Source organism: Azospirillum sp. B4, assembly GCF_000333275.1.
GTDB lineage: Bacteria > Pseudomonadota > Alphaproteobacteria > Azospirillales > Azospirillaceae > Nitrospirillum.
In genome coordinates, this window is the sequence record NZ_BACU01000637.1 from 70,217 (window position 1) to 93,176 (window position 22,960).

27 protein-coding genes are annotated in these 22,960 nt (G+C 68.4%); 9 read left to right on the forward strand and 18 right to left on the reverse strand.

The genetic code is table 11. The annotated features are described in order from the left end of the window. The first annotated feature begins 15 nt into the window (after positions 1–15). The gene (locus I55_RS28720) at positions 16–639 is read left to right on the forward strand and encodes a TetR/AcrR family transcriptional regulator C-terminal domain-containing protein (RefSeq protein ID WP_044564137.1); all 624 of its coding nucleotides are present in this window, start codon (positions 16–18) and stop codon (positions 637–639) included. Positions 640–693: 54 nt separating this feature from the next. On the opposite strand, the gene purS is transcribed toward I55_RS28720, so the two are convergent. The 3 genes from purS to I55_RS28735 form a co-directional block, all read right to left on the reverse strand. Next, entirely contained in the window at positions 694–933 is a 240-nt protein-coding gene (purS, locus tag I55_RS28725; RefSeq protein ID WP_044564138.1) for a phosphoribosylformylglycinamidine synthase subunit PurS, read from the reverse strand. A gap of 82 nt (positions 934–1,015) precedes the next feature. Further along, positions 1,016–1,774, reverse strand: coding sequence for a phosphoribosylaminoimidazolesuccinocarboxamide synthase (purC, locus tag I55_RS28730; RefSeq protein WP_044564139.1), 759 nt, complete (start codon positions 1,772–1,774; stop codon positions 1,016–1,018). Between the two features lie 171 nt (positions 1,775–1,945). Continuing rightward, a complete protein-coding gene (locus I55_RS28735; protein WP_044564140.1) occupies positions 1,946–2,731 on the reverse strand; it encodes an NRDE family protein in 786 nt (261 codons plus the stop codon). A gap of 132 nt (positions 2,732–2,863) precedes the next feature. Here I55_RS28735 and I55_RS28740 point away from each other — a divergent pair, with 132 nt between their 5' ends. Beyond that, positions 2,864–3,184 carry a DUF1476 domain-containing protein gene (locus I55_RS28740; RefSeq protein WP_044564141.1) on the forward strand — a complete coding sequence of 107 codons (321 nt, stop codon included), beginning with the start codon at positions 2,864–2,866 and terminating at the stop codon, positions 3,182–3,184. A 105-nt stretch (positions 3,185–3,289) separates the two neighbouring features. On the opposite strand, the gene purB is transcribed toward I55_RS28740, so the two are convergent. The 8 genes from purB to I55_RS28780 all read right to left on the reverse strand — a co-directional run bounded on the left by purB (position 3,290) and on the right by I55_RS28780 (position 8,734). Continuing rightward, positions 3,290–4,585 (reverse strand): adenylosuccinate lyase, encoded by a 1,296-nt coding sequence (purB, locus tag I55_RS28745; RefSeq protein ID WP_044564142.1) that lies wholly within the window; start codon positions 4,583–4,585, stop codon positions 3,290–3,292. A gap of 111 nt (positions 4,586–4,696) precedes the next feature. Next, positions 4,697–4,912, reverse strand: a complete 216-nt coding sequence (locus tag I55_RS28750) for a DUF6434 domain-containing protein (protein WP_044564178.1) — start codon at positions 4,910–4,912, stop codon at positions 4,697–4,699. Positions 4,913–4,934: 22 nt separating this feature from the next. Further along, on the reverse strand, positions 4,935–5,141 hold the full coding sequence (locus tag I55_RS28755; RefSeq protein WP_044564143.1) for a hypothetical protein: 207 nt from the start codon (positions 5,139–5,141) through the stop codon (positions 4,935–4,937). A gap of 25 nt (positions 5,142–5,166) precedes the next feature. Next, positions 5,167–5,589: a Fur family transcriptional regulator gene (locus I55_RS28760; RefSeq protein WP_044564144.1), complete on the reverse strand. Its 423-nt coding sequence runs from the start codon at positions 5,587–5,589 to the stop codon at positions 5,167–5,169. A gap of 162 nt (positions 5,590–5,751) precedes the next feature. Further along, complete coding sequence (locus tag I55_RS28765) at positions 5,752–6,105, reverse strand: helix-turn-helix domain-containing protein (protein WP_044564145.1); 354 nt, start codon at positions 6,103–6,105, stop codon at positions 5,752–5,754. Then, positions 6,102–6,683 carry a Smr/MutS family protein gene (locus I55_RS28770; RefSeq protein WP_044564146.1) on the reverse strand — a complete coding sequence of 194 codons (582 nt, stop codon included), beginning with the start codon at positions 6,681–6,683 and terminating at the stop codon, positions 6,102–6,104. Before I55_RS28770 ends, I55_RS28765 begins: the two co-directional genes overlap by 4 nt. Beyond that, entirely contained in the window at positions 6,680–7,903 is a 1,224-nt protein-coding gene (locus I55_RS28775) for a murein transglycosylase A (protein ID WP_044564147.1), read from the reverse strand. The genes I55_RS28770 and I55_RS28775 overlap by 4 nt, the downstream gene beginning before the upstream one ends. 99 nt (positions 7,904–8,002) lie before the next feature. Beyond that, a complete protein-coding gene (locus I55_RS28780) occupies positions 8,003–8,734 on the reverse strand; it encodes a Tim44/TimA family putative adaptor protein (RefSeq protein WP_044564148.1) in 732 nt (243 codons plus the stop codon). A gap of 163 nt (positions 8,735–8,897) precedes the next feature. Between I55_RS28780 and I55_RS28785 the strand changes: the two genes are divergently transcribed. Then, positions 8,898–9,365, forward strand: a complete 468-nt coding sequence (locus I55_RS28785; protein ID WP_044564149.1) for an FxsA family protein — start codon at positions 8,898–8,900, stop codon at positions 9,363–9,365. On the opposite strand, the gene mutS is transcribed toward I55_RS28785, so the two are convergent. Then, a complete protein-coding gene (gene mutS, locus I55_RS28790; protein WP_044564150.1) occupies positions 9,366–12,008 on the reverse strand; it encodes a DNA mismatch repair protein MutS in 2,643 nt (880 codons plus the stop codon). Positions 12,009–12,164: 156 nt separating this feature from the next. Beyond that, positions 12,165–12,665, reverse strand: a complete 501-nt coding sequence (locus I55_RS28795; RefSeq protein ID WP_252181349.1) for a low molecular weight protein-tyrosine-phosphatase — start codon at positions 12,663–12,665, stop codon at positions 12,165–12,167. A gap of 469 nt (positions 12,666–13,134) precedes the next feature. On the opposite strand from I55_RS28795, the gene I55_RS28800 reads away from it, so the two are divergent. The 4 genes from I55_RS28800 to I55_RS28815 all read left to right on the forward strand — a co-directional run bounded on the left by I55_RS28800 (position 13,135) and on the right by I55_RS28815 (position 16,758). Beyond that, positions 13,135–14,094 (forward strand): hypothetical protein, encoded by a 960-nt coding sequence (locus I55_RS28800; RefSeq protein ID WP_148294039.1) that lies wholly within the window; start codon positions 13,135–13,137, stop codon positions 14,092–14,094. Between the two features lie 157 nt (positions 14,095–14,251). Next, positions 14,252–14,923 (forward strand): ABC transporter ATP-binding protein, encoded by a 672-nt coding sequence (locus I55_RS28805; RefSeq protein WP_252181350.1) that lies wholly within the window; start codon positions 14,252–14,254, stop codon positions 14,921–14,923. Further along, positions 14,920–16,164: an ABC transporter permease gene (locus I55_RS39185; protein WP_044564154.1), complete on the forward strand. Its 1,245-nt coding sequence runs from the start codon at positions 14,920–14,922 to the stop codon at positions 16,162–16,164. Before I55_RS28805 ends, I55_RS39185 begins: the two co-directional genes overlap by 4 nt. Positions 16,165–16,239: 75 nt before the next feature. Further along, positions 16,240–16,758, forward strand: coding sequence for a DUF3299 domain-containing protein (locus I55_RS28815; protein WP_044564155.1), 519 nt, complete (start codon positions 16,240–16,242; stop codon positions 16,756–16,758). A 15-nt stretch (positions 16,759–16,773) separates the two neighbouring features. Here the strand turns inward: I55_RS28815 and I55_RS28820 are convergent, their stop codons facing one another. Further along, the gene (locus I55_RS28820) at positions 16,774–17,181 is read right to left on the reverse strand and encodes an MAPEG family protein (protein WP_252181352.1); all 408 of its coding nucleotides are present in this window, start codon (positions 17,179–17,181) and stop codon (positions 16,774–16,776) included. A 77-nt stretch (positions 17,182–17,258) separates the two neighbouring features. Next, entirely contained in the window at positions 17,259–17,678 is a 420-nt protein-coding gene (locus I55_RS28825; protein ID WP_044564157.1) for a metallopeptidase family protein, read from the reverse strand. Positions 17,679–17,948: 270 nt separating this feature from the next. Here I55_RS28825 and I55_RS28830 point away from each other — a divergent pair, with 270 nt between their 5' ends. Both I55_RS28830 and bla read left to right on the forward strand, forming a co-directional pair. Continuing rightward, on the forward strand, positions 17,949–18,602 hold the full coding sequence (locus tag I55_RS28830) for a tRNA-uridine aminocarboxypropyltransferase (protein WP_376739212.1): 654 nt from the start codon (positions 17,949–17,951) through the stop codon (positions 18,600–18,602). 88 nt (positions 18,603–18,690) lie between these two features. Further along, positions 18,691–19,584 carry a subclass B3 metallo-beta-lactamase gene (gene bla / locus I55_RS28835; RefSeq protein ID WP_044564158.1) on the forward strand — a complete coding sequence of 298 codons (894 nt, stop codon included), beginning with the start codon at positions 18,691–18,693 and terminating at the stop codon, positions 19,582–19,584. 138 nt (positions 19,585–19,722) lie between these two features. On the opposite strand, the gene I55_RS28840 is transcribed toward bla, so the two are convergent. The 3 genes from I55_RS28840 to rpsA form a co-directional block, all read right to left on the reverse strand. Beyond that, positions 19,723–20,100, reverse strand: a complete 378-nt coding sequence (locus I55_RS28840) for a lipopolysaccharide assembly LapA domain-containing protein (protein ID WP_044564180.1) — start codon at positions 20,098–20,100, stop codon at positions 19,723–19,725. Positions 20,101–20,221: 121 nt separating this feature from the next. Further along, entirely contained in the window at positions 20,222–20,503 is a 282-nt protein-coding gene (ihfB, locus tag I55_RS28845) for an integration host factor subunit beta (protein WP_044564159.1), read from the reverse strand. A 438-nt stretch (positions 20,504–20,941) separates the two neighbouring features. Further along, on the reverse strand, positions 20,942–22,666 hold the full coding sequence (rpsA, locus tag I55_RS28850; RefSeq protein WP_044564160.1) for a 30S ribosomal protein S1: 1,725 nt from the start codon (positions 22,664–22,666) through the stop codon (positions 20,942–20,944). Positions 22,667–22,960: the final 294 nt, after the last annotated feature.

Genomic DNA, 22,960 nt, shown 5'->3' on the forward strand with positions numbered 1-22,960 from the left:
GAATGGAGGACGGTCATGCGGCCAGAGGGAAAGCTGACCCGCGACACGGTGGTGCGCGCGGCCTTGGATCTGTTGAACGAGGTGGGGGTGGACGGGCTCAGCACCCGCCTGCTGGCGGCGCGCCTGGGCGTGCAGTCACCCACCCTGTATTGGCATTTCCGCAACAAGCGCGCGCTGCTGGACGCCATGGCGGTGGCCATGCTGGCGCGGCACACGCACGTGTGGCCGCCCGAGGGGGAGACGGACTGGCGCGGCTGGCTGACACTGAACGTCCGCAGCTTCCGCCACGCCCTGCTGGCCTATCGCGATGGTGCGCGCGTGCACGCCGGCACCGGCCCGCTGGCGGAACAGATACCGTTGGCGGAGGCGCAGGTGGGCCTGCTGTGCCGGCACGGCTTCGCGCCGGCGGACGCGTTGCGCATCATGATCGCGCTGTCGCGCTTCGTCGTGGGATGGGTGCTGGAGGAACAGGCGCAGGCCACGGACGCGCCCGACCGCGCCGGCCAGACACTGCCGGAGATGGGGCCCGAGGCGCCGCTGATGGCGGCGGCGGTCGCCGGCATCCTGGGGGACAGCCCGGACGCCGCGTTCGACCGGGCGCTGGGCTATTTCATCGCCGGACTGAGACCGGCGGAATAGGAACGCGACGGATGTGCCCCTGGGGCGGCAAGGGTGCCGCCCCAGGGCGGGGACTCACACCAGCTCGATGGCGTAGTTCTCGATGACCGTGTTGGCCAGCAGGCGCTGGCACATGGCCTCCACCGCTGCCTTGGCCTTGGCCGGGTCGGTCTCCTCCAGCTCCAGCTCGATCAGCTTGCCCTGACGGACTTCGCCCACGCCGTCGAAGCCCAGGGTCTGCAGGGCGTGGCCGATGGCCTTGCCCTGGGGATCGAGGACGCCGTGCTTCAGCGTGACGGTAACCTTGGCCTTCATGATCGATGCTCTTCCTGGCTAGTTTTACGCGGACGGGAATATGAAAAAGCCCCGGGGGCGAAACCGCCCCCGGGACCGGAACTCACTGCATCAGCTTGGGCGCCTTGACATCGCCCGGTCCACCCTCGGGCAGGATGCCCAGGCGGCGGGCCACTTCCTGGTAGGCCTCTTCGACCTTGCCCAGATCCTGGCGGAAGCGGTCCTTGTCCAACTTTTCGTTGGTCTTGATGTCCCACAGGCGGCAATTGTCCGGGCTGATCTCATCAGCCAGGATGATGCGCATCTCATCGTTTTCCCACAGGCGGCCGAACTCCACCTTGAAGTCCACCAGCTTCAGGCCCGTGCCCAGGAACAGGCCGGACAGGTAGTCGTTGATGCGCAGGCTGAGCGACAACATGTCATCCAGGTCCTGGGGCCCCGCCCAGCCGAAGGCGGTGATGTGCTCCTCCGACACCATGGGGCAGCCCAGTTCGTCGGACTTGTAATAGAACTCGATGATGGAGCGGGGCAGCTGCGTGCCCTCCGGAATGCCGAAGCGCTTGCTGAGCGAGCCGGCGGCGACATTGCGCACCACCACCTCGACCGGGATGATCTCCACCTCGCGCACCAGCTGCTCACGCATGTTCAGGCGGCGGACGAAATGGGTGGGCACCCCCATCTCGCCCAGGCGGGTCATCAGGTATTCGGAGATGCGGTTGTTCAGCACACCCTTGCCGGTGATGACGCCCTTCTTGTGTTCATGGGACGTATCATCCTTGAAGTACTGAACCAGCGTGCCGGGCTCAGGCCCCTCAAACAGGTCTTTGGCCTTGCCTTCATAGATCCGTCGGCGTCGAGACATGGGATCACTTCTTTCGAACGAACGGATGCGGGCGGCATCGGGGGCGCACGCGCATGGCGGAGCGCCCGCCCCCGAGGGACGGCCCTGATGGCCAGGATATAGCAAGCAATGGGGTCCTGTACAACGACGGTCCCCCCGCGCCCCACGCCGGCCCCCCATCCAATGACGGAATTAACCCAGATCCAGGTCCTGGAACGGCACCTGGTCCGGCCGGCCGGCGGCGAAGCGCCAGCGGGGAAGCACCCCGGCGCGGTCCATGGCCGGCAGGGCGATCAGCGAACTGCTGGTGGTTTCGAACGCCCCTTTCCCTTCAATGGGCGGCGTGACGATGCACAGCGCCTCGCGCGGGTCGTCACCCTCCCCGCTGACCCGGCTGGCCAGCAGCATTTCCCACTCCGCCCCCCAGGAACCTGACGAGCGGGCGGCCTCAGGGTCCGGCGCCGGGGCGGCGGCGAACAGGGGACGGTAGCGGCGGGTCCGGGGGCAGTCCGCCGCGTTCAGGCCCTTGGCCGTGATCATGGACACCCCCTCGGGAATGGGCGTCACCCGCACACGGGTGCGGCCCGCTTCACCGGCATGGTCCAGCAGCCAGGCGTCGCGGTTGTCGGCCAGCAGCAGGTTGAAGGGGCGGTAGGCGCGGGTGTCCAGGTCGGACAGCGCCTCCACCGGCGCGTCGGCATCGTCCAGCGCCTCCAGCACCAGTTCCCCGCGGGAGCGCTTGCCCGCGGCCGGGCCCAGCGTGCCCTCGCGGTTCAGCACGGCGGCCAGCACGCCGCTGTCATTCAGGCCGCACCAGCTGCCGTCCGCCAGCTCATCCTTGCCGGCCACCACTTCCGGCCGGTCGGGCCAATGGCGGGCGGGGGGCAACCAGGGACGGGTGTTCATCTCGTCCCTGTTGGCGGCGACGATCAGGGGCCAGGCGTGGCCCGGACGGCGAAGGATTATGACGCTGCACATGGAAGGGAATGCCACCTGAGGAAGGAAGGGGCGCCGGATGCCCCGGGGGATGTAGACCGGATGCGACCACCCGATATATAAGGCTGCCGGGGGAAATCGAAACCACCCAGAGCTGTGCTTCGAGGAATAGCGATGACGACCTTTGACGAACGCGAACAGGCTTTCGAGGCCAAGTTCAAGCATGACGAGGAACTGCTGTTCCGCATCTATGTCCGCCGCGCCCGCCTGGTTGGCGAGTGGGCCGCGCAGCAGCTGGGCCTGACGGGCGACGAGGCCGCCGCCTACGCCAGGGAAATGGTGTCGGAAGACCTGAAGGAACCCGGCCACCAGGACATCCTGGCCCGTATCCTGGCCGACTTCACCGCCAAGGGCGTCGACATCTCCGCCCACCGCGTGGAGAAGGAGATGGAGCACACGCTGGAAGTGGCCCGCCAGCAGTTGATGACCGCCTGATTTCCCGCAAGTCAGCGGAATTAAAAAAGGGGCGGCCCCAGGCGGGAGCGCCCCTTTTTCATTGGATCGGGGGCAGGCGCCGTTTCGCGCCAGCCCCCATTTCCTTCATTCCCCAAACACGCGCCTGAACACCGTGTCCACATGCTTGGTGTGGTATTCCAGGTCGAAGACGCCGTCGATCTGCTCCGCCGTCATGTGTTGGCCCACGTCGGCGTCGGCCTTCAGCAGGGTGCGGAAGTCCTTGCCCTCCAGCCACACCGGCATGGCGTTGCGCTGCACGGCGCGGTAGGCATCCTCACGGCTCATGCCCGCCTGGGTCAGGGCCAGCAGGATGCGCTGGCTGTTGTGCAGGCCGCCCAGCATGTCCAGGTTGCGCTGCATGCCCTCGGGATAGACCACCAGCTTGTCGATCATGCCGGTCAGGCGCGACAGGGCGAAGTCCAGCGCGATGGTGGCGTCGGGGGCGATGACGCGCTCCACCGACGAATGGCTGATGTCGCGCTCATGCCACAGGGTCACGTTCTCCAGCGCCGGCACCACATGGCTGCGGATCAGGCGGGACAAGCCCGACAGGTTTTCCGACAGCACCGGGTTGCGCTTGTGCGGCATGGCCGACGAGCCCTTCTGGCCCGGGCTGAAATATTCCTCGGCCTCGCGCACTTCGCTGCGCTGCAGGTGGCGCACCTCGGTGGCCAGGTTGTCGATGCTGGCGGCGATGACGGCCAGCACGGCGAAGTACATGGCGTGGCGGTCGCGCGGAATGACCTGGGTGGACATGGGCTCCACCGCCAGGCCCAGCTTCGCCGCCACATGCTCCTCCACCCGGGGGTCGATGTTGGCGAAGGTGCCGACGGCGCCCGAGATGGCGCAGGTGGCGATCTCATCCCGGGCGGCGGCCAGGCGGTCACGTCCGCGCTTGAAGGCGGCGTAGTGGCCGGCCAGCTTCAGGCCGAAGGTCACCGGCTCGGCATGGATGCCGTGGCTGCGGCCGATGGTGGCGGTGTACTTGTGCTCCAGCGCACGGCGCTTCAGGGCCGCCAGCAGGGCGTCCATGTCCGCCAGCAGCAGGTCGGTCGCCTCCTTCAGCTGCACCGCCAGGCAGGTGTCCAGCACGTCGCTGGAGGTCATGCCCTGGTGGACGAAGCGGGCCTCGGGGCCGACATGCTCCGCCAGGTTGGTCAGGAAGGCGATGACGTCGTGCTTGGTCTCGCGCTCGATCTCATCGATGCGGGCCACGTCCCACTTGGCGCGTTCCCATACCGCGGCGGCGGCCTCCTTGGGGATGACGCCCAACTCGGCCTGCGCGTCGCAAGCGTGGGCCTCGATCTCGAACCAGATGCGGAACCGGTTCTCCGGTTCCCAGATCTTGACCATCTGGGGGCGGCTGTAGCGCGGAATCATGGGGCGGCGCCTCGGTAAAGGGGGTGCTGATGGCGCCGGACCATACGGGCGTGCCACGCCCTTGACCAGTGCAAGGGGTGCAAGGGCAGGGTGCTGCCATGATGACGGCGGCTACCGGCCCGCCAGGTCGCGGCGACGCCACTCGTCCGCCGCCTCGCCCATCGTCCGCCCCACGGCGGACTTCATCCAGGCCATGAAGGGCCGGTCGAACCTGAAATGGTCGCCGCATTCCCGGCGGAAGAAGCGGCGTACGTTCTGGGTGCCGCGATAGGTGCCGTCGATCGGCGTATCGCGGCTGATCGGGTCCGCGTGCCAGTCGAACGCCATGGGGGCCGCCACCCGTTCCGATTCAGTGCCGCGGGCCGTCGTGCACCCAACCGGTCACCATGGCCATGACCTCCGGCGGCAGGTCGCAGGCGCTGGGGTGGTGCCACCGGTAGACGGCGATGGCGGCTTCCAGGCAGAACTTCTCCGGCTGGCCCCGGCCGCGCATCTCCTGGTACGCCCGCACGACGGCGGGACGGCAACAGTCGGACGTGTCTCCACGGCAGCCCATGGGGCCGACCCCTTTCCTGGTGACCTTACGATCGCTTGGCGCGGTTCAGGGGCACGCCATACAGCTCCAGGCGATGGCCGATCAGCTCATAGCCCAGTTCAGCCGCCACCTTCTCCTTAAGGCGCTCCAGCTCCTCACTGCGGAATTCGATCACCTCGCCTGACTGCAGGTCGATCAGGTGGTGGTGGTGCTCATCCCGGATCTCCTCGTACCGGGCGCGGCCGTCGCCGAAGTCCAGACGTTCGATGACGTTGGCTTCCTCGAACAGGCGCATGGTGCGGTACACGGTGGCGATGGAGATGTTGGGGTCGATCTCCACGGCGCGGCGGTAAACCTGCTCCACATCCGGGTGGTCCATGGCCTCCGACAGCACGCGGCTGATCACCCGCCGCTGCTCGGTCATCTTGAGGCCCTTCTGGATGCAAAGCTGTTCAAGACGCGATGGCATGGGGACGCTCCCGAAATCGGAAAAGGTGAACCGGCCGCCCGTGAAGGCGGAAAACTATAAACATTCTAAACCGACCGGCCGCCCGCGTTCGAGTGGAATCGAGTGCAGGGCTGCCGATGTTTCGTCGCATGAAACGAACCACGAGCAAAGAGTGCATCCGAACTAGAGGGGCCCAATGACATCCAGCAGGCGGTCCAGCGCCGCCTCGTCCAGCTTGGACACCCGCTGGGCCAGACGGTTGGCGACCAGCGTGGCCTTTGGCGACAGGCCGCTGGTATCCACCACCACCCGGGGGTCGGACATCTGGGCCAGGCGCTCCATCTCCTCCGCCTCGTCCCAGATGATGCCGAAATAGCCGCAGATCTGGCGCACCAGCATGGGCGACGGCGTGCCCTTGCGGCCATGCTCCAGGGCCGAGAGGTAAGCCGATGAGATGTGCAGCGCCGCCGCCATGTCCTTCAGCGCCAGGCCGTGCTGTTCCCGCAGCTGCCGCATCCGCAGGCCGAAAGGCGTCATGGGCGCTGCCGCTTCAGCAGGACGTACAGCGCCCCGCCGCCGCCGTGCTGCGGCTGGGCCTGGCGGATGGCCAGGACGAGGGGGCGCAAGGGCGCCTCCCCCAACCAGCGGGGCACGGCCACGCGCAGGATGCCCTTCTCCCGATCAGTACCCAGATGCGCGCCGCCGGAACCCTTGCCGGTGATGACCAGCAGGGTGCGACGGCCCTCGCGATGGGCGCGGGCGACGAAAGCGTTGAGCGCGCCGTGCGCCTCCGCCTGGGTCATGCCGTGCAGGTCCAGCCGACCGTCGATGACCAGTTGCCCCCGGCGCAGGCGGTCGTCGGTGCGGCGATCCAGGCCGGCGCGGGCGCCGAACACCAGCGGCGGATGAGTCAGCGGGGCCGCGGGCGCGGGCTTGGCCGCCGGCGCCACGGGCGGAGCCGATGGTGTCGCGGCCGCGGCCTCCACCGGCGCCGGAGGAGCAAGCGGCGGCGGGGGCGGCAAAGGGCCGCCGCGCCGCAGGGGGGCGGCGTCGCGCATCACCTCCCGCCACAGCCGGATCTCCTCCGATGTCGGGCTGCGGCGCTGCCGGCTCATGAAGAGGGACCCGTGGGGGCCGTGATGTTGGGCGGCGCCACCGTGCGCGGCAGCAGCAGCCAGTAGCCGCCCCGGCTTTTCATCAGGCCGGCGCGATTCTCCGCCTCAGGGCCGTGGCCCCAGAACACATCGCCGCGGACCGGCCCCTGGATGGCGCCGCCGGTATCCTGGGCCACCAGCAGGCGGGACAGGCGCTTGTCGCCGTCCTCCGGATCGGTCACGTCCAGCCAGACGGGCAGGCCGTAGGGGATGTGGGTATGGTCCACCGCCAGCGAGCGGCCGGGCGTCAGGGCCACGCCCTCGGCACCCAGGGGGCCGTCGCCCTCCAGCGCCCGGAAGAAGACGTAGGACGGGTTGCCCTCCATGGTGGCCTGGGCCTGGCCGGGGTTGGCGGCCAGCCAGGCGCGGATGGACTGCATGGTGACGGCGTCGCGCTCCAGCTTGCCGTCCGCCACCATCTGGCGGCCGATGGCGACGTAGGGCCAGCCGTTCTGCCCGTCATAGGCCACGCGCATCTCGCCCCCGCCCTCCAGCACCACCCGGCCGGAGCCCTGGATGTGCAGGAAGAAGGCGTCGATGGCGTCGTCCAGCCACACCAGCTCCAGCCCCTTGCCCGTCAGCGCGCCGGCGTTGATGCGGCGGCGATCCTCATAGGGCTTCAGCTTGCCGTCCGTCACCCGGCCGGCGATGCGCTGGCCCTTCAGGCTGTCGCGGAACTCACCCAGGTCCGCCATCACCAGGTCGGGAGGACGGCGATAAAGCGGCACGGTGTAGCGCCCGTGGCGGGTGCGGCTGCCGCGCAGCTCCGCCTCGTAATAGCCGGTGAACAGGCCGTCAGGGTTGCCGTTGTCGGTGGCGCGCCAGGGCTGGAACCAGCGTTCCAGGGCGGCCCGCGCCATGGCCTCGTTGCCGGGCGGCAGGTTCTTCAGGGCGGAACAGGGGGCGTTCCAGTCCTGCGGCTTGCCGGCCACGCCCGTTGTCTCGCGCAACAGCTTGTCGCAGGAGCGCAGCAGGGCGGGCAACGCCTCCACCACCCTGTCGGCCTGCCACCCCGGCAGGTCGGCGAAGCTGGCCGGCTGCAGCACCAGCTTCGCGCCCGGCGCCGGCACCGGGGGGGCCGGTGGCTCCTCGCTGGTGAACAGGGAACAGGCGGTGGTCAGCAGCAACAGGGCGCCCATAACGCCGCGCGCCGCGCGGGCGAGAACAGGCCGGCACGGCATGGGCAAGGGCATCCTCACGAGGCAACGGGGTAGGTCGTGCCGGACCTTAAAACGGATCGCTGCCGGAAGGAAACACCGATGAGGGGCTTTCGCCCGCGCTCAGTGCGGAACGCGGGTTTCGACCAAGCGCCAGTTGGGGTTGGACGACTTCGCGTCGCGGGCGAAGGTCCAGATGTCCACCACCTCCATCGGATGGTCGGCATCGCCGTCCACCACCCGGCCCTGGGCGTCGCGGGTCACGTTGGTCTGGTGGGTGATGAATTTCACCGTGCACAGCGCCTGGCCTTCCAGCAAGCGGGCCTGCACCAGGTCCACGCTGTCGAAGGCCTGGATATGGGCTTCCAGCGTCTCGCCCGCCTGCCGGCGCGCCTCGATGGCGCGGGTGAAGTCATTGTAGACGGCATCGGCCAGCAATGGCCGCAGGGTGGCGGTGTCGCCCCGGGCGAAGGCGTCGACAATGATGCCGAAGGCGCCCTCGGCCCCTTTCAGGAAGTGGCGCTCATCGAAACTGGGGTCGACCTGGTGGATGCGGGCGAGGCCGGCATCCAGCGACAGGGGGCCGTCATCGTCGGGCGGCGTGACGTCGCGGGCCGTGCCCTCGATCACCTTGCCGGGCATCCCCTGGGGCTGGAAGCGCGGCGGCACCGCGCCCTGGGATGGCCCCTGCGATGGCCCCTGGGATGGCGGCGGGGGCGGGGCGGCGGTGAAGGGGTTGGGACGCTCACGCTCCTCCCCCGTCTTGCGGCCCAGCGCCTTGTGAAGCTGATAGGCCAGGAACACGGCGATCATCGCGAAGATGATGATTTCGAAGAAATAGGTGTTGTCGCCCATCGCTGACTTCGAACCTCCGGCGCTTGAAATCGAGCCCGGTTCCAGGCCCAATCCGACCTGGATACGGGGGCCCCGCCCCACCATGTTAAGACCGGACACCCGTACACTCACCGGGCCGGCCCCTATGCTGTAGATAGGCGGCACCCGCAGAAAGAGCAAGCCAATGCGCCTTCCCCTTTTCCTCATTGCCTACCTTCTGGTGGAAATCGCCGCCTTCGCCTGGGTTGGGGAAAAGGTGGGCGTCCTGGGCACCGTGGCCCTGGTCGTCCTATCCACCGTGGTCGGGCTGTGGCTGGTGCAACGTCAGGGCCTGGACACCCTGCGCAAGGCCGCGGGATTGGGCCCGGGCCAGGCCCCGGTGGTGGAGGCATGGGACGGCCTGTGCCTGGCCACCGCCGGTCTGCTGTTCGCCGTGCCCGGATTCATCAGCGACCTGGCCGGCCTGGCCCTGCTGATCCCGCCGGTGCGCCGCGCCCTGCTGGGCCAGGCCCAGCGCCTGTCCGGCACCCGCTTCACCGTGCGCACCGCCGGGGGCGTCCCTCCTGGTGGGACGGTGCGCCCCAGCCCCACGGTCATCGATGGCGACTTCGTCGACGTCACCAAGCCGGACCAGCCCCTTCCCCGGGAATGATCAGAGCAGGCCTTTCAACCGGTAAAGCTCCTCCAGCGCCTGGCGCGGCGTCAACTCATCGGGACTGACCGCCTTCAACGCCGCGAGGGCGGGCGATTCCGGCGGCGGGGCGGCGGGGGTGGGCGCGGCCCGGCGCACCGGCGCGCTGAACAGGGGCAGGTCGTCGGCGAGCCGCGTCACGGCGCTGCCCTGGTCGCCAGCCTCCAGGATGGCCAGCACCTCCTCCGCCCGGTTGATCACCGTGGCCGGCAGGCCGGCCAGGCGGGCGACATGGATGCCGTAGCTGCGGTCGGCGGCACCGGCCGCCACCTCGTGCAGGAAGACGACATCGCCCTGCCATTCCTTGATGCGCATGGTGTGGCAGGCCAGCGACGGCAGCTTGGACGACAGCGTCGTCAGCTCATGATAGTGCGTGGCGAACAGGGCGCGGCAGCGCGTGATCTCATGCAGGTGTTCCACCGCCGCCCAGGCGATGGACAGGCCATCGAAGGTGGCGGTGCCGCGCCCGATCTCGTCCAGGATGACCAGGCTGCGGGCGCTGGCCTGGTTCAGGATGGCCGCCGTCTCCACCATCTCCACCATGAAGGTGGAGCGGCCGCGCGCCAGATCGTCGGCCGCACCCACCCGGCTGAACAGCCGGTCGACGGCCCCGATGTGGGCGGAGTCGGCCGGCACGAAGCTACCCATCTGGGCCAGCACCGCCACCAGGGCGTTCTGGCGCAGGAACGTGGATTTACCGGCCATATTGGGACCGGTCAGCAGCCACAGGCGGTTGGCGTCCGACAGGTCGCAGTCGTTGGCGACGAAGGGACCGCTGGCGTTGGCCACCAGCGCCGCCTCCACCACCGGATGGCGGCCGCGCACGATGCGGAATTCCCGGCTGGCGTCCACCACCGGGCGGCACCAGCGGCATTCCACCGCGATGTCGGCCAGGCTGGTCGCCACGTCCAGCTGCGCCAGCGCCTGCGCGGTCGAGGCGATGTCGTCCGCCTTGGCAAGCACCAACTGGCTGAGATCCTCGAACAGCGACAGTTCCAGGGCCAGCGCCTTGTCGCCCGCCTCCGCCACCCGGCGTTCCAGGTCCGACAGCTCCACGGTGGTGAAGCGCATGGCATTGGCCAGGGTCTGCCGGTGGATGTAGGTTCCGCGCTGCTCCGCCGCCATCAGCTTGTCGCCGTGCTGGGCCGTGACCTCGATGTAATAGCCCAGCACGTTGTTGTGCCGGATCTTCAGGGTGGTGATGCCGGTGTCCCCGGCATAGCGGGCCTGGAGGTTGGCGATCAGGCGGCGCGAGTCGTCGCGCAGCTCCTTCAGCTCATCCAGGGGTGCCGAATAGCCCTGGGCGATGAAGCCGCCGTCCCGCGCGTTCAGCGGCAAATCGGGCCCCAGGGCCGCCGCCAGCGTGGCCACCAGGTCCGCCGGCACGCGCACGGCCCTCAGGGCCTCCAGCAAACCGGCGGGCAGCGGCGGCTCCAGCGCGCCACGCAGGGCGTCGGCGGGGAAGGTGTCGCAGATGTCGCGGGCGCGGACCAGGCCGTCGCGCACGCCCGCCAGGTCGCGCGGGCTGCCCCGGCCCAGGCTGATGCGGGAGAGGGCGCGCTCGATGTCCGGCGCCCGGCCCAAATGCGCCCGGATGTCGGCGCGCAAACCGCCCTGCTCCACGAAATAGGCCACCGTGTCCAGCCGCCGGCCGATGGTGGCGGGGTCGGTCAGGGGCGAGGCGAGATGGGCCGCCAACAGGCGGGCGCCGGCCCCGGTGACGGTGCGGTCGATGGCGCCCAAGAGGCTGCCCCGCTTCTCCCCCGTCAGGGTGCGGGAAAGTTCCAGGTTGCGACGGGAGGCCGGGTCGATCTCCATGACCGCGCCCAGCGCCAGGCGGCGAGGATGGTCCAGGCGCGGCACCCTGCCCTTCTGGGTCAGCTCCACGTAATCGACCAGGGAGCCGGCGGCCGCCACCTCCGCCCGGCTGAAGCTGCCGAAGGCGTCCAGCGTGCCCACACCGTAAAGATCCAGCAGGCGCTGGCGGCCGTTCTCGCTATCGAAGCGGGCGTTGGGCTGCACCGTCAGCTGGTCGCGCCATTCGGCCCACAGTTCGAACAGGTCGGGCTGCTGCGTCAGGCGTTCGGACACAAGCAGCTCACCCGGCGACAGGCGGGCCAGCGCCGCCGGCAGGGCCGCGCGCTCCACCGGCTGCAGGGTCAACTCGCCGGTCGACAGGTCCAGCCAGGCCAGGCCCAGGGCCTGCCCGACCTCGGCCAGGGCCGCGAGGTAGTTGTTGGACCGGGCGTCCAGCAGGCCATCCTCGGTGATGGTGCCGGGGGTGACGACCCGCACCACCTCGCGCCGCACCACGGTCTTGCCGCCACGCTTGCGCGCCTCCGCCGGGTCCTCCGTCTGCTCGCAGATGGCCACGCGGAAGCCCAGGCGGATGAGGCGGGAGAGATAGTTCTCGTGGGAGTGCACGGGCACGCCGCACATGGGGATCTCCTCCCCCAGGTGCAGGCCGCGCTTGGTCAGGGTGATGTCCAGCGCGCGGGCCGCCGCCACCGCGTCGTCGAAGAACATCTCGTAGAAATCGCCCATGCGGTAGAACAGCAGGGCGCCCGGATGCTGGGCCTTGATCTCCAGGTATTGCGCCATCATGGGCGTGACGCCCTGGGTGGGAATCGCCGGAGACGAGAGGTCGTTGGTGTCGGGCACGGGCACTAAATCCGGTAGGACGGGGACGATGGGCCCCTTAGGTATAGCGCCGTCGGCCCGCCAAGCCGAGTCCGTTCCGCCAGATGCCCCGCGCCCGCGTCAGGCCGCCGACCGTTCCAGCCGGCGGTGGATCTCGTCCAGCAAGCCATCGGCCGCCGCTTCGATCAGGTCCAGCACCACGTCGAACTGATCCTCCGCGCCGTAATAGGGGTCGGGCACGTCATGCCCTTTGTGGTCGGGAGCGTAGTCCAGGAACAGCTGCACCCGGTCGCGCAGGGCGGGCGGGGCCAATCGGCGCAGGAAGTCCAGGTGGTCACGATCCATGGCCAGCACCAGGTCGTAGCGCTGGATGTCCTCGGCATCCACGCGACGGGCGCGCAGGGCCGACAGGTCCACCCCGCGATAGCGCGCGGCCTCCACCGCCCGGATGTCCGGCGCCTCGCCCACGTGATAGCCGTGGGTGCCGGCGCTGGCCACCGTCACGCGGTCGCTCAGGCCATCCATGGCCAGGCGGCGACGCATCACGCCCTCAGCCGTGGGGGAGCGGCAGATGTTGCCGGTGCAGACGAAAAGAATGGCGATTTTCCGATGATTTTCCAATGCCTTACCCTTATTCCGGGAGTACCAAGACATCCGTGCCGACTGTAGCAACGTTGAGATGGGGAATCAAATGCTCACCCGCCCCCCCACCATAAGGAGGGCCCCACGCATCTCAGGGGATCCGGAGACGTCGGCCAGGCAGCAATAGTGCTTTATTTTCAATGATGTTGGACATATAAGCAAAAATGGCAATAGTGGGGTTGCCAGCCTCTTAAAGCAGAGCGTCTTAGTCACCATGAAAAGAATTTCTGAATGGTCGCCGCGCGCCCGACGTACGGCGGAAGCGGTGCTGCTTTTTATAATAACATTCCTGATATTGGCCTGGCGTCGCCCAGATCAATTACGCCACCCCTACGTTTGGGTGGAAGAAGGCGTCGTCTTTCTGCCGGATTATTTAAGGCACGGCTGGGCCTCTCTGCTCGATCCAGTTTCCGGATACCTGATCACCCCATCCAAGGTGATCTTCCTAATGGCGGCGACTCTATCCGTCGACCGGTTGCCCACCATTTCCTATTGGCTGACGGTGCTGTTCACTTTTGGCGTCAGTGCCGCCATCGCCTTCAGCCCCAGCGTTTTGAAACGGCCCTATCTGTGCGCCGTCCTGGCCCTGCTTGTGCCCACCGACGCGGAGATCTTCGCCGTCTCCGAATACGCCTTCTGGTGGGGTACGCTGTTGGCTGTCGTGGCCCTATTGTGGAATGGGCGGGGTCATCTGGTCTGGCGCACGGTGCTGACACTGATCGGTGGCCTTTCCTCCCCCGCCATCGCGCTGTTCATCCCCCTGTTCGCCTTGCGCTGGCTGTGGCAGCGCTCGCGGGAGGACGTGGTGGTTTTGGTGGCCGCCGTACTGTCCGCCGCCGTGCAGGTCGTCATGGTCAAAATGACTGCCGCCCAGCAGCCCCGCCCCGACTTCAACCTGGAGCCGGCGGTTGAGAAGTTCTTCGGCCTCTATGCCTCGACGTGGCAGCCTTTCACTGTTGGCTGCCTGCTGATCGTCACCGTGGCAGCCTTCGCCATCCAGCAGAAGCGCATGCCCATCGTGATCCTGATCGGCCTGTTGGGGGCCACCATCGTGGCATCCATCAGCCGGGTTCCTGTCGCGACCATGCATCCCCTCCTGGCTGGTCCCCGCTACTTCTTCTTCCCTTACATCTTCCTTGCCTGGCTGCTGATGCAGGCCGCGATGGATGGCCAGACCTGGCAGCGGGTGGTGTGCACCGGCCTACTGGTGCTGGGCGTCTATCAGTTCACGGAACGGGGGCAGCGGCGACACATGAATTTCAGCTGGCCGCAAGAAATGGCCGCCTGCCGTGCAGATGACGAGATGCACAAGGTTCCCATTCATTATGATGGCAGCAAGAACCTCGCCTGGCATGTGGACCTCTCCGGCGCCGATTGTCGCAAGCTGAAGGACCGCAGCCTGTTCTAGGAGCGGGATCAAGACAGGAAACCGCCCGGGGGTCGGCTGCGACGACGCGGCCGGCCCTTCCTGCTTGCCGGGCGCCATCCGGCACCCCAAGATGCGCCCTTGATGAGACCCCGCCGGTGGCAGCCGTCGGGGTCAGGCCATGGCAGGACAGGTTCCCATGCCCCTTATCGACGTCACCGGCCTGCGCCACGCCATCGCAGGCCGGCCGGTGCTGGACATTCCCCATTGGTCGGTGGAGGCCGGCCGGCATTGCCTGTTGCTGGGCCCCAGCGGCAGCGGCAAGACCACCCTGATCCACGCGCTGGCGGGCCTGAAGCGGCCGGACCAGGGCCGCATCCTGCTGGACGGCCAGGCGGTGTGGGACCTGAACGCCGCCGCCCGCGACCATCTGCGCGGCCGCCTGATCGGCATCGTCTTCCAGACCCTGCACCTGGTGGCGGCGCTGGACGTGGCGCAGAACCTGCACCTGGCCCGCTGGCTGGCCGGCTTGGCCTCCGATGCCGGGGCCGTGGCCAAAGCCCTGGACCGGGTGGGCCTGGGGGCCCGCCTGTCGGCCCGGCCGGACCAGCTGAGCCAGGGGGAGAAGCAGCGCGTGGCCATCGCCCGCGCCGTGGTGACGGAGCCCAAGCTGATCCTGGCGGATGAGCCAACCTCCGCCCTGGATGACGAGAACTGCGCCCGGGTGCTGGACCTGCTGCTGGAGCAGGCGGCGGCGTGCGGCGCCACCCTGCTGGTCGCCACCCACGATGGCCGCACCCGGGAGCGCATCACCGACCGGATGGAGCTGCCCCGGCTCAGCGCCCTGCCCGCGGAAGGTCACGCCGCATGAACACGCTCGGCTTGGCCTGGGCCTATCTCAGGCGCTCCGCCCTCACCACCTGTCTGAACGTGGCGCTGCTGGCGCTGGGCACCGGCACCATCGTCGTGCTGATCCTGGTGGGAACCCAGGTGCAGGACCGCCTGGCCAAGGACGCGGCGGGTGTGGACCTGGTGGTAGGCGCCAAGGGCAGCCCCCTGCAACTGATCCTGTCCGCCCTCTACCAGATCGACATCCCCACGGGGAACATCCCGCTAGCCCAGGCGCAGGCGCTGGCGGCCGACCCGCTGGTGGCCCAGGCCATCCCCGTGGCCATGGGCGACAGCTTCCGGGGTTTCCGCATCGTCGGTACCGACCCGGCCTTCGTGGCGCTGCGCCAGGGCCGGGTGGCGGAGGGCCGGCTGTGGCAGGCGCCCATGGAGGCGACGGTGGGCGCCCAGGTGGCCGCGCGCGCCCATCTGAAGGTGGGCGACCGGTTCAACGGCAACCACGGCCTGTCCGCCGGCGGGGCGGAGCATGAGGGCATGCCCTACAGCGTCGTCGGCATCCTGGCCCCCACCGGCGGCGTCATCGACCGCCTGGTGCTGACCCCCATCGACAGCGTCTGGGCGGTGCATGAGGCCCACCATCACCACCATGACGGCGACGACCATGATGGCGATGACCATGACGGGCATGCGCACGAGACGGAAGCCACACAACCGCCGGACCGGGAAGTGACCTCCGTCCTGCTGCGCTACCGCTCCCCCATCGCCGCCGCCCGCCTGCCCCGGCGCATCAATGCCGAGAGCGGGATGCAGGCGGCGGCCCCGGCGGTGGAGATGACACGGCTGCTGTCGCTGGTGGGCGTGGGCACGGACACGGTGCGGGCCTTCGGCCTGCTGCTGGTGGCCTCATCCGCGCTCAGCATCTTCGTGGCGCTGTACAACGCCACCCAGGCGCGACGCTATGATTTGGCGGTCATGCGGGCGCTGGGCGCCACGCGAAGCCGCATCGCCAGCCTATTGCTGGCCGAGGCCTTGGCCATGGGCGCCGCCGGCACCGCGCTGGGGCTGGCGCTCGGCCACGGCGCGGTGGAGGCGGCCGGGCGGCTGGTGCCCCAGGCCCGCGACATGGGCATCACGGGACTCCAGTTTCCAGCCACGGAGCCCTATCTTCTGATCCTGGCGGCCGGCCTGTCGGTCCTGGCCGCCCTGGTTCCGGCCATCCATGCCTACCGGGCGGACGTGTCGGCGGTGCTGTCGCGGGGATAGGCCGTGAAACGGCCATGATTGGGCCCCACCTGTGTGGCCCATAGAACCAAGGCGGTTGAGAGAAAGGATCACGCCATGACGATTCGGGACAAGCGCGCCATCGCGGCGGCCCTGATGCTGGCGGTTTTAGCGGCCAGGCCGGCGCTGGCCGCGGACAAGCCGGCCCCCACGGTGGTACCAGCCCCTGGCACGGCCGCCGCCGTGCAGGCGAACATTCCCAAGGCCACACTGGGCTGGGACAAGCTGGCGGACGTCAAGGAAGTGCACAGCATGGACAATGGCCTGCTGCGGGTGCGCGCCGCCTTCGGGCCGCAGGTCCAGGCGTTGGAGGGCAAGCCCCTGACCATCGCGGGATTCATCATTCCGCTGGAGCAGAAGGAGAAGTCCGGCCATTTCCTGCTGAGCGCCATGGCGCCCAGCTGCCCCTTCTGCCCGCCGCCCGGCCCCGCCGACCTGATGGAAGTGAAGACCAGCGCCCCCATCGCCATGACCAACGAGCCCATCACCCTGACGGGGACGCTGCACATGGTGGGTGACGACGACAACGGCCTGTACTACCGCCTGGGCGACGCCACCCTGCAGGCCGGCAGCTAGGCTCCACGCCAGATCTCAAACCCCCAGCAGATAGCGCACCAGGCCGATGAGGCTGCCAACCAGCAGCACCAGGGTGGAAAAGAGGGACAGGCCGAAGCCCGCCGCGCGCTTCTTGGCCTCGGCGTAATAGCCCAGGGCGTACAGCACGCGGCCGATGGGCCAGGCCAAGCCGATCAGGGCCGCCATGCGGTCACCCCAGATATTGGCGGAAAGCCACAGCGCCGGCAGGAACAGCACGATCTGTTCCAGGGTGTTGGTCTGCACCCGCAACACCCGCTGGAACGCCGGCGGACCGTCCACGGACGGCGCCTCGACCCCGTGGGCGCTCCGCGCCCGGCTGACTTGCCCTATGGTCCAGAAATAGACGAACAAGGCCAGGACCGTCACCAGACCGGTCCACACAAAGGCATTCATAACACCCATCCCCCCTTCCTGCGCCGGCGCCCCAGGCCGCCGGCCCCCGTTTCTCGATCCCGCGCCCCTCCCCAGGGACCGTGGCCTCAGGGATCGTTGGCCTCGATGCCATACATGTCGTCGTCAGAGAAACCGAAGTGGTGGCCGATCTCATGGATCATGACATGCAGCACCAGGTCGCCCAGTTCCTCCCCCGTCTCGCACCAGTAATCCAACAGGGGCCGGCGGTAGAGGAAGATCATGTCCGGCCCGTGGCTGGCGTCGTTGACGCCGCGCTGGGGCAGGGAGACGCCGCGATAGAGGCCCAGGATGTCGAAGGGGGTTTCCAGCCCCATCTCCCGCTCCGTCTCCTCATCGGGAAACTCCTCCACCCGGACCACCAGGTTGCCGATATGGACCCGCAGTTCCGGCGGAATGGCGGAGACGGCGTCGGTCGCCAGGCGTTCGATCTCCTCCAGCGTGGGCGGGGAGGTGAAGCGGCGGGGCAGGACGGTGACGGTGGCCATGGGTCGATCCCGTGGTAGGCTGTACTAGCATCTTGACGGGAAGGCCCCGTCCGGTCCAGGTCAACGCCTGTCGGCCCCCGCCGTCAAGTCCCGCGCGCTGTCCCCCAACGTCGCAGGCGACTTACCCCTTCACCCGCCCCATCCGCGCACGGCCGAGATGACCGACGACAGCGTCCCCCCCGTGAAGAGGCGACCCCGGCACCGAAGGCCGCCGCCTGCCCCCGGTGCGCCAAGCCGCTGGAGCTGTGCGTCTGCGCCGACATCCAGCCCATCGACACGCGGCTGCAGGTGCTGGTGCTGCAGCATCCGCAGGAACAGGACGTGGAGCTGGGCAGCGCCCGGTTGCTGACCCTGGGCCTGGCGCGCGGCCGGCTGAGGGTGGGGCTGTCCTGGCCCAACCTGACCAAGGCCCTGGGCCGCAAGGCGGGGGAGGAGGCCGACCCGCGCCGCTGGGCCGTGCTGTACATGGGCTCCGGCGACGACGCGACGGCGACCGAGCCCGGCACCCTGCGCCTGGTGGACAAGAAGGGCCAGACGGTGGAGGATCCCACCGTGCTGGCCGACCTGGAGGGCATCATCCTGTTGGACGGGTCGTGGTCGCAAGCCAAGGCCCTGTGGTGGCGCAACGCGTGGCTGTTGAAGCTGCGCCGCCTGATCGTCCATCCCGACTTCGTCTCCGCTTACGGCAACCTGCGCCGCGAACCCCGGCGGGAAAGCGTGTCGACGCTGGAGGCCGGGGCTTTCGCCCTGGCCAAGCTGGAAGGCGACGACACGCTGGTGGAACGCCTGCGCGCGCCCTTCATCGCCCTGGTGGAGCGTTACCGCGCCGTGCGCGGCGACCGGCCGCCCAAATTGGCCGCCAACCGTCCCGCCACCGCCGGCCGCAAGCCGGACTGGCGCGGCCGCAACCGGCGCCCCCGCTGACGGGGAAGGCCACCACACGGCTGCCATTTTTAGGCCGGAATTCACGGTCAAACACGCGCCCAGGTTTCCCCACGCCGGACCGCCCGTCATGCCCATCGCCACCCGCCTCGCCCTTGCCACCGCCCTGTTGTGCGGCGCCGCTGCTCCCGCCTTCGCCGCCGATCCGCAGCCGGCGGCCACATGCCCGGAGGGGGCGGACTGGAACATGCCGGCGGCCCCCCTGCACATCCATGCCGATACCTGGTACGTCGGCACCTGCGGCCTGTCCGCCATCCTCATCACCTCGCCTCAGGGACACGTGCTGATCGATGGTGCTACGGAAAAGGCGGGCGCGATGATCGAGGCCAACATCCGGGCCCTGGGCTTCCGGGTGGAAGACGTCCGCATCATCCTGAACAGCCATGAGCATTTTGACCACGCCGGGGGCATCGCCCAATTGCAGCGCGACTCGGGCGCCACGGTCCTGGCGATGCCCGCCGCCGCCACGGCGCTGGAGCATGGCAAGGGCGATCGGGGCGACCCGCAGTTCCTCAGCATCGACGCCTTCCCCGCCATCCAAAACGTGAAGCGCCTGCGGGACGGGGAAGTGGTGACCCTGGGTCCCATCCGCCTGACCGCCCACGCCACGCCGGGTCACACGCCGGGCGCCACCACCTGGACCTGGGACAGCTGCCAGGATGGGCGTTGCCATCACATGGTCTATGCCGACAGCCTCAGCGCCTACACCGACGACGTCTACCGGTATTCGGACGAGGCGGCGCACCCCGGCGTGCTGGCCCGGTTCCGCCAGGCCATCGCCGCCGTGGCGGCCCTGCCCTGCGACATCCTGCTGACGCCGCACCCCGACGCCTCGGCGATGTGGAAGCGTCTGGGACCGGCCGCCACCCAGCCCCTGGTGGATGAGGCCGCGTGCCGTCGTTACGGCGAGGCGGTGACCGCCCGCCTGGACAAGCGCCTGGCGCAGGAAAAGGTGGCCCGGTAAGGGCTGCCCGTAAACGTCTCTCGCTCATGCCGCTGCAGGATGCGACCGCATCCGCCGCAGTTTTCCGGGAGTGGTAGCGGACTGGAAAACGAGGACAAGCCAAGCGGGCGGATGCCCGCGCCCGGCACCTGAGGGCCATCAGCGCAGCGACATGACCTTCACGTCCGCCGGCACGTCCGCCGGCGGGGCATTCGCGGCCACCCGGTCGGCGGCGGCGATGCGCTTTTCCAGATCGGCGGCATGCAGGCGGGCGGCGTCCAGGTCGCGCTGCAGCTGGTCGGCCCGCGCCCGTTCCTTGCGGACGGCGCGGCGGTGCTTGCCCGCCGACACCCATGACACCAGGCCGCCCACGGCGAAGCCCACCACCAGCGACACCAGCACCAGGGCGAAGGACGGCACGGTCAGGACGGCGTCCAGCGGCCACAGCCCCAGGGTCACCGGTTCCCGGTTGGTCACCGCGAAGGAGATGGCCACCAGGGCCAGCGGGATGGACACGATCCAGGAAAGATAACGCAACACTTGGCCGCTCCACTGCGTGCGACCGCGCCGGGCCATCCCGGGATCAGGATGGCCACCCAAGGCGCGGGCGCTCAAGAGGTCCGGTTAAACCGAACCCGGGCCCCACAGATGGGGTTCGTCAGTCCGTGTTCAACTGTTCCCGCAACTGCTTGCCGGTCTTGAAAAAGGGAATGAACTTCTCTTCCACGTCCACCGCCTGGCCGGTGCGGGGGTTGCGGCCGGTGCGGGCGTCGCGCCGCTTCACGGAGAAGGCGCCGAAACCACGCAGCTCCACCCGGTCACCCCGGGCCAAGGCCTCGGTGATTTCATCGAAAATGGTGGTGACGATCTTTTCCACATCGCGCTGGTAGAGGTGCGGATTCAGTTCCGCCAGCCGCATGATGAGTTCCGACTTGGTCATCGGCAATTCCCCTTGGGCAATCGGTCCCGGTTGCGGGACCGCTCTCTTTATCGTGTCGTTGATGCCTCCCGGCGGGACGACGGCCCGGGACCACATCCGTCCCATGCCTGGCGCGTCCTGGTACCGGCCACCGCTTCCCATGGTGCCCGGTACAACCGGCGGCGCCAGGATCGGCAGGTTCCGGCCCCGTCATCGCCCGTCCCATCCCAACTGTGCCGGAGCGGGCCCGTCCTGGCAAGGGTAAGGTCTTCATACTCTTGCATTATCGCTGTTCGCCGGCCCTCGTCACCGCCGTTCGGCGGGGTCTCCGCCATCCGGTCTGGCCATCCGGGATGGAGCGCCCAAGAAAAAGGCCGCCCCCGGTTGCCCGGGGACGGCCCATTCCTACTTTGGCAAGACCCGGACGGGTCCTGGAACCCAGCTCAAGCGAGCCGGATCTCAGGCCTCGTCCTTGTCCTTCTGGGCGCGCTTCAGCGCGGCGCCCAGGATGTCGCCCAGCGAGGCGCCCGAGTCGGAGGAACCGAACTCGGCCATCGCCTGCTTCTCTTCCTCGACTTCCTTCGCCTTGATCGACAGGCCGATCTTGCGGCTGGCGCGATCGATCTGCGTGACCTTGGCGTCGACCTTCTCGCCGACGGCGAAACGGTCCGGGCGCTGCTCGGAACGCTCACGCGACAAGTCGGACTTGCGGATGAAGCCGGTAAAGCCGTCGACGACCGACACCTCGATGCCGCCCTCGGTGATGGCGGTGACGGTGCAGGTGACGACGTCGTTCTTCTTCACGCCGGCGACGGTGGCTTCGAACGGATCGCTGGCCAGCTGCTTGATGCCCAGGCTGATGCGTTCCTTTTCCACGTCGACGTCCAGGACCTTCACGCGGACGTGATCGCCCTTCTTGAAGTCCTGGATGGCTTCCTCACCCGACTTGTTCCAGTCGAGGTCGGACATGTGGACCATGCCGTCGATGTCGCCCGGCAGACCAACGAACAGACCGAACTCGGTGATGTTCTTGACCTCGCCTTCCAGCTCGGTGCCGGCCGGGAACTTGTCGACGAACGTCTCCCACGGGTTGTCCAGGCACTGCTTGAGGCCCAGGGAGATGCGGCGCTTCTGCGGATCCACGTCCAGCACCATGACCTCGACCTCCTGGGAGGTGGAGACGATCTTGCCGGGGTGGACGTTCTTCTTGGTCCAGGACATCTCGGAGACGTGCACCAGACCCTCGATGCCGGGCTCCAGCTCCACGAAGGCGCCGTAGTCGGTGATGTTGGTGACGCGGCCCTTGAACTTGGCGCCGACCGGGTACTTGGCTTCCACGCCTTCCCACGGATCAGCCTCAAGCTGCTTCATGCCCAGGCTGATGCGCTGGGTTTCGGAGTTGAAGCGGACCACCTGGACCGTGACGGTCTGGCCGATCTGCAGGGCTTCCGACGGGTGGTTGATGCGGCGCCAGGCGATGTCGGTGACGTGCAGCAGGCCGTCGACGCCACCCAGATCCACGAACGCGCCGTAGTCGGTGATGTTCTTGACCACGCCCTGCAGAACCTGGCCTTCCTTGAGGTTGGCCACCAGCTCCGACCGGGCCTCGGCGCGGCTCTCTTCCAGAACGGCGCGCCGCGACACGACGATGTTGCCGCGCGAACGGTCCATCTTCAGGATCTGGAAGGGCTGCGGGGTGCCCATCAGCGGGGAGATGTCGCGCACCGGGCGGATGTCCACCTGGCTGCCCGGCAGGAAGGCCACGGCGCCCGACAGGTCGACCGTGAAGCCGCCCTTGACGCGGCCGAAGATGATGCCGGTGACGCGCTGCTGTTCGGTGAACGCGCGCTCCAGCTGGGTCCAGGCCTCTTCGCGCTTAGCCTTCTCGCGCGACAGCATGGCTTCGCCATTCTTGTCTTCCATGCGCTCGAGGTAAACCTCGACCGTGTCGCCGACCTTCAGCTCGACCGGCTGGCCGGGGACGGCGAATTCCTTCAGCGCGACCCGGCCTTCGGACTTCAGGCCAACATCGATGAGCACCATGTCGTTCTCGATGTTGAGAACGGTACCCTTGACCACCGTGCCTTCGAGGCTCTCGCTCGTGCCGAGCGACTCTTCCAGAAGGGCGGCGAAACTTTCCTTCATCCCACGGTCTTGGGACTTGGCGGCGGAAACCTGGGCCATTTAAACTCCTTGAGTGGATCCAGCACAGGCCCGTTCCAACCCCCCGGCAGACGCCCGGCCGACAGGAGGTTAACTTGGCCCATGGCGTCGGACACCATGCCCGGCGACTTGGGTTGAGTTGGGGGCCGCGCGGCCAAACCGTCCGTTTTAAAGGAAGTCGGGAAACGCGGGTCTGGAGCGGATGAAGTCCGTGGCGGCGATGAACGCCTGGTCGGCGTCCATCATGGACGTATCAAGCAAAACGCGTCGACAGCGGGCTTCAGCGGTGCCACCGCCCGTTGACTGTCACGCGCA

Coding starts and splice junctions, on each gene's coding strand:
- I55_RS28720 (WP_044564137.1), top strand. CDS start 16: ATGCGGCCAGAGGGAAAGCTGACCCGCGACACGGTGGTGCGCGCGGCC.
- purS (WP_044564138.1), bottom strand. CDS start 933: ATGAAGGCCAAGGTTACCGTCACGCTGAAGCACGGCGTCCTCGATCCC.
- purC (WP_044564139.1), bottom strand. CDS start 1,774: ATGTCTCGACGCCGACGGATCTATGAAGGCAAGGCCAAAGACCTGTTT.
- I55_RS28735 (WP_044564140.1), bottom strand. CDS start 2,731: ATGTGCAGCGTCATAATCCTTCGCCGTCCGGGCCACGCCTGGCCCCTG.
- I55_RS28740 (WP_044564141.1), top strand. CDS start 2,864: ATGACGACCTTTGACGAACGCGAACAGGCTTTCGAGGCCAAGTTCAAG.
- purB (WP_044564142.1), bottom strand. CDS start 4,585: ATGATTCCGCGCTACAGCCGCCCCCAGATGGTCAAGATCTGGGAACCG.
- I55_RS28750 (WP_044564178.1), bottom strand. CDS start 4,912: ATGGCGTTCGACTGGCACGCGGACCCGATCAGCCGCGATACGCCGATC.
- I55_RS28755 (WP_044564143.1), bottom strand. CDS start 5,141: ATGGGCTGCCGTGGAGACACGTCCGACTGTTGCCGTCCCGCCGTCGTG.
- I55_RS28760 (WP_044564144.1), bottom strand. CDS start 5,589: ATGCCATCGCGTCTTGAACAGCTTTGCATCCAGAAGGGCCTCAAGATG.
- I55_RS28765 (WP_044564145.1), bottom strand. CDS start 6,105: ATGACGCCTTTCGGCCTGCGGATGCGGCAGCTGCGGGAACAGCACGGC.
- I55_RS28770 (WP_044564146.1), bottom strand. CDS start 6,683: ATGAGCCGGCAGCGCCGCAGCCCGACATCGGAGGAGATCCGGCTGTGG.
- I55_RS28775 (WP_044564147.1), bottom strand. CDS start 7,903: ATGCCGTGCCGGCCTGTTCTCGCCCGCGCGGCGCGCGGCGTTATGGGC.
- I55_RS28780 (WP_044564148.1), bottom strand. CDS start 8,734: ATGGGCGACAACACCTATTTCTTCGAAATCATCATCTTCGCGATGATC.
- I55_RS28785 (WP_044564149.1), top strand. CDS start 8,898: ATGCGCCTTCCCCTTTTCCTCATTGCCTACCTTCTGGTGGAAATCGCC.
- mutS (WP_044564150.1), bottom strand. CDS start 12,008: ATGATGGCGCAATACCTGGAGATCAAGGCCCAGCATCCGGGCGCCCTG.
- I55_RS28800 (WP_148294039.1), top strand. CDS start 13,135: ATGGCGGCGACTCTATCCGTCGACCGGTTGCCCACCATTTCCTATTGG.
- I55_RS28805 (WP_252181350.1), top strand. CDS start 14,252: ATGCCCCTTATCGACGTCACCGGCCTGCGCCACGCCATCGCAGGCCGG.
- I55_RS39185 (WP_044564154.1), top strand. CDS start 14,920: ATGAACACGCTCGGCTTGGCCTGGGCCTATCTCAGGCGCTCCGCCCTC.
- I55_RS28815 (WP_044564155.1), top strand. CDS start 16,240: ATGACGATTCGGGACAAGCGCGCCATCGCGGCGGCCCTGATGCTGGCG.
- I55_RS28820 (WP_252181352.1), bottom strand. CDS start 17,181: ATGGGTGTTATGAATGCCTTTGTGTGGACCGGTCTGGTGACGGTCCTG.
- I55_RS28825 (WP_044564157.1), bottom strand. CDS start 17,678: ATGGCCACCGTCACCGTCCTGCCCCGCCGCTTCACCTCCCCGCCCACG.
- bla (WP_044564158.1), top strand. CDS start 18,691: ATGCCCATCGCCACCCGCCTCGCCCTTGCCACCGCCCTGTTGTGCGGC.
- ihfB (WP_044564159.1), bottom strand. CDS start 20,503: ATGACCAAGTCGGAACTCATCATGCGGCTGGCGGAACTGAATCCGCAC.
- rpsA (WP_044564160.1), bottom strand. CDS start 22,666: ATGGCCCAGGTTTCCGCCGCCAAGTCCCAAGACCGTGGGATGAAGGAA.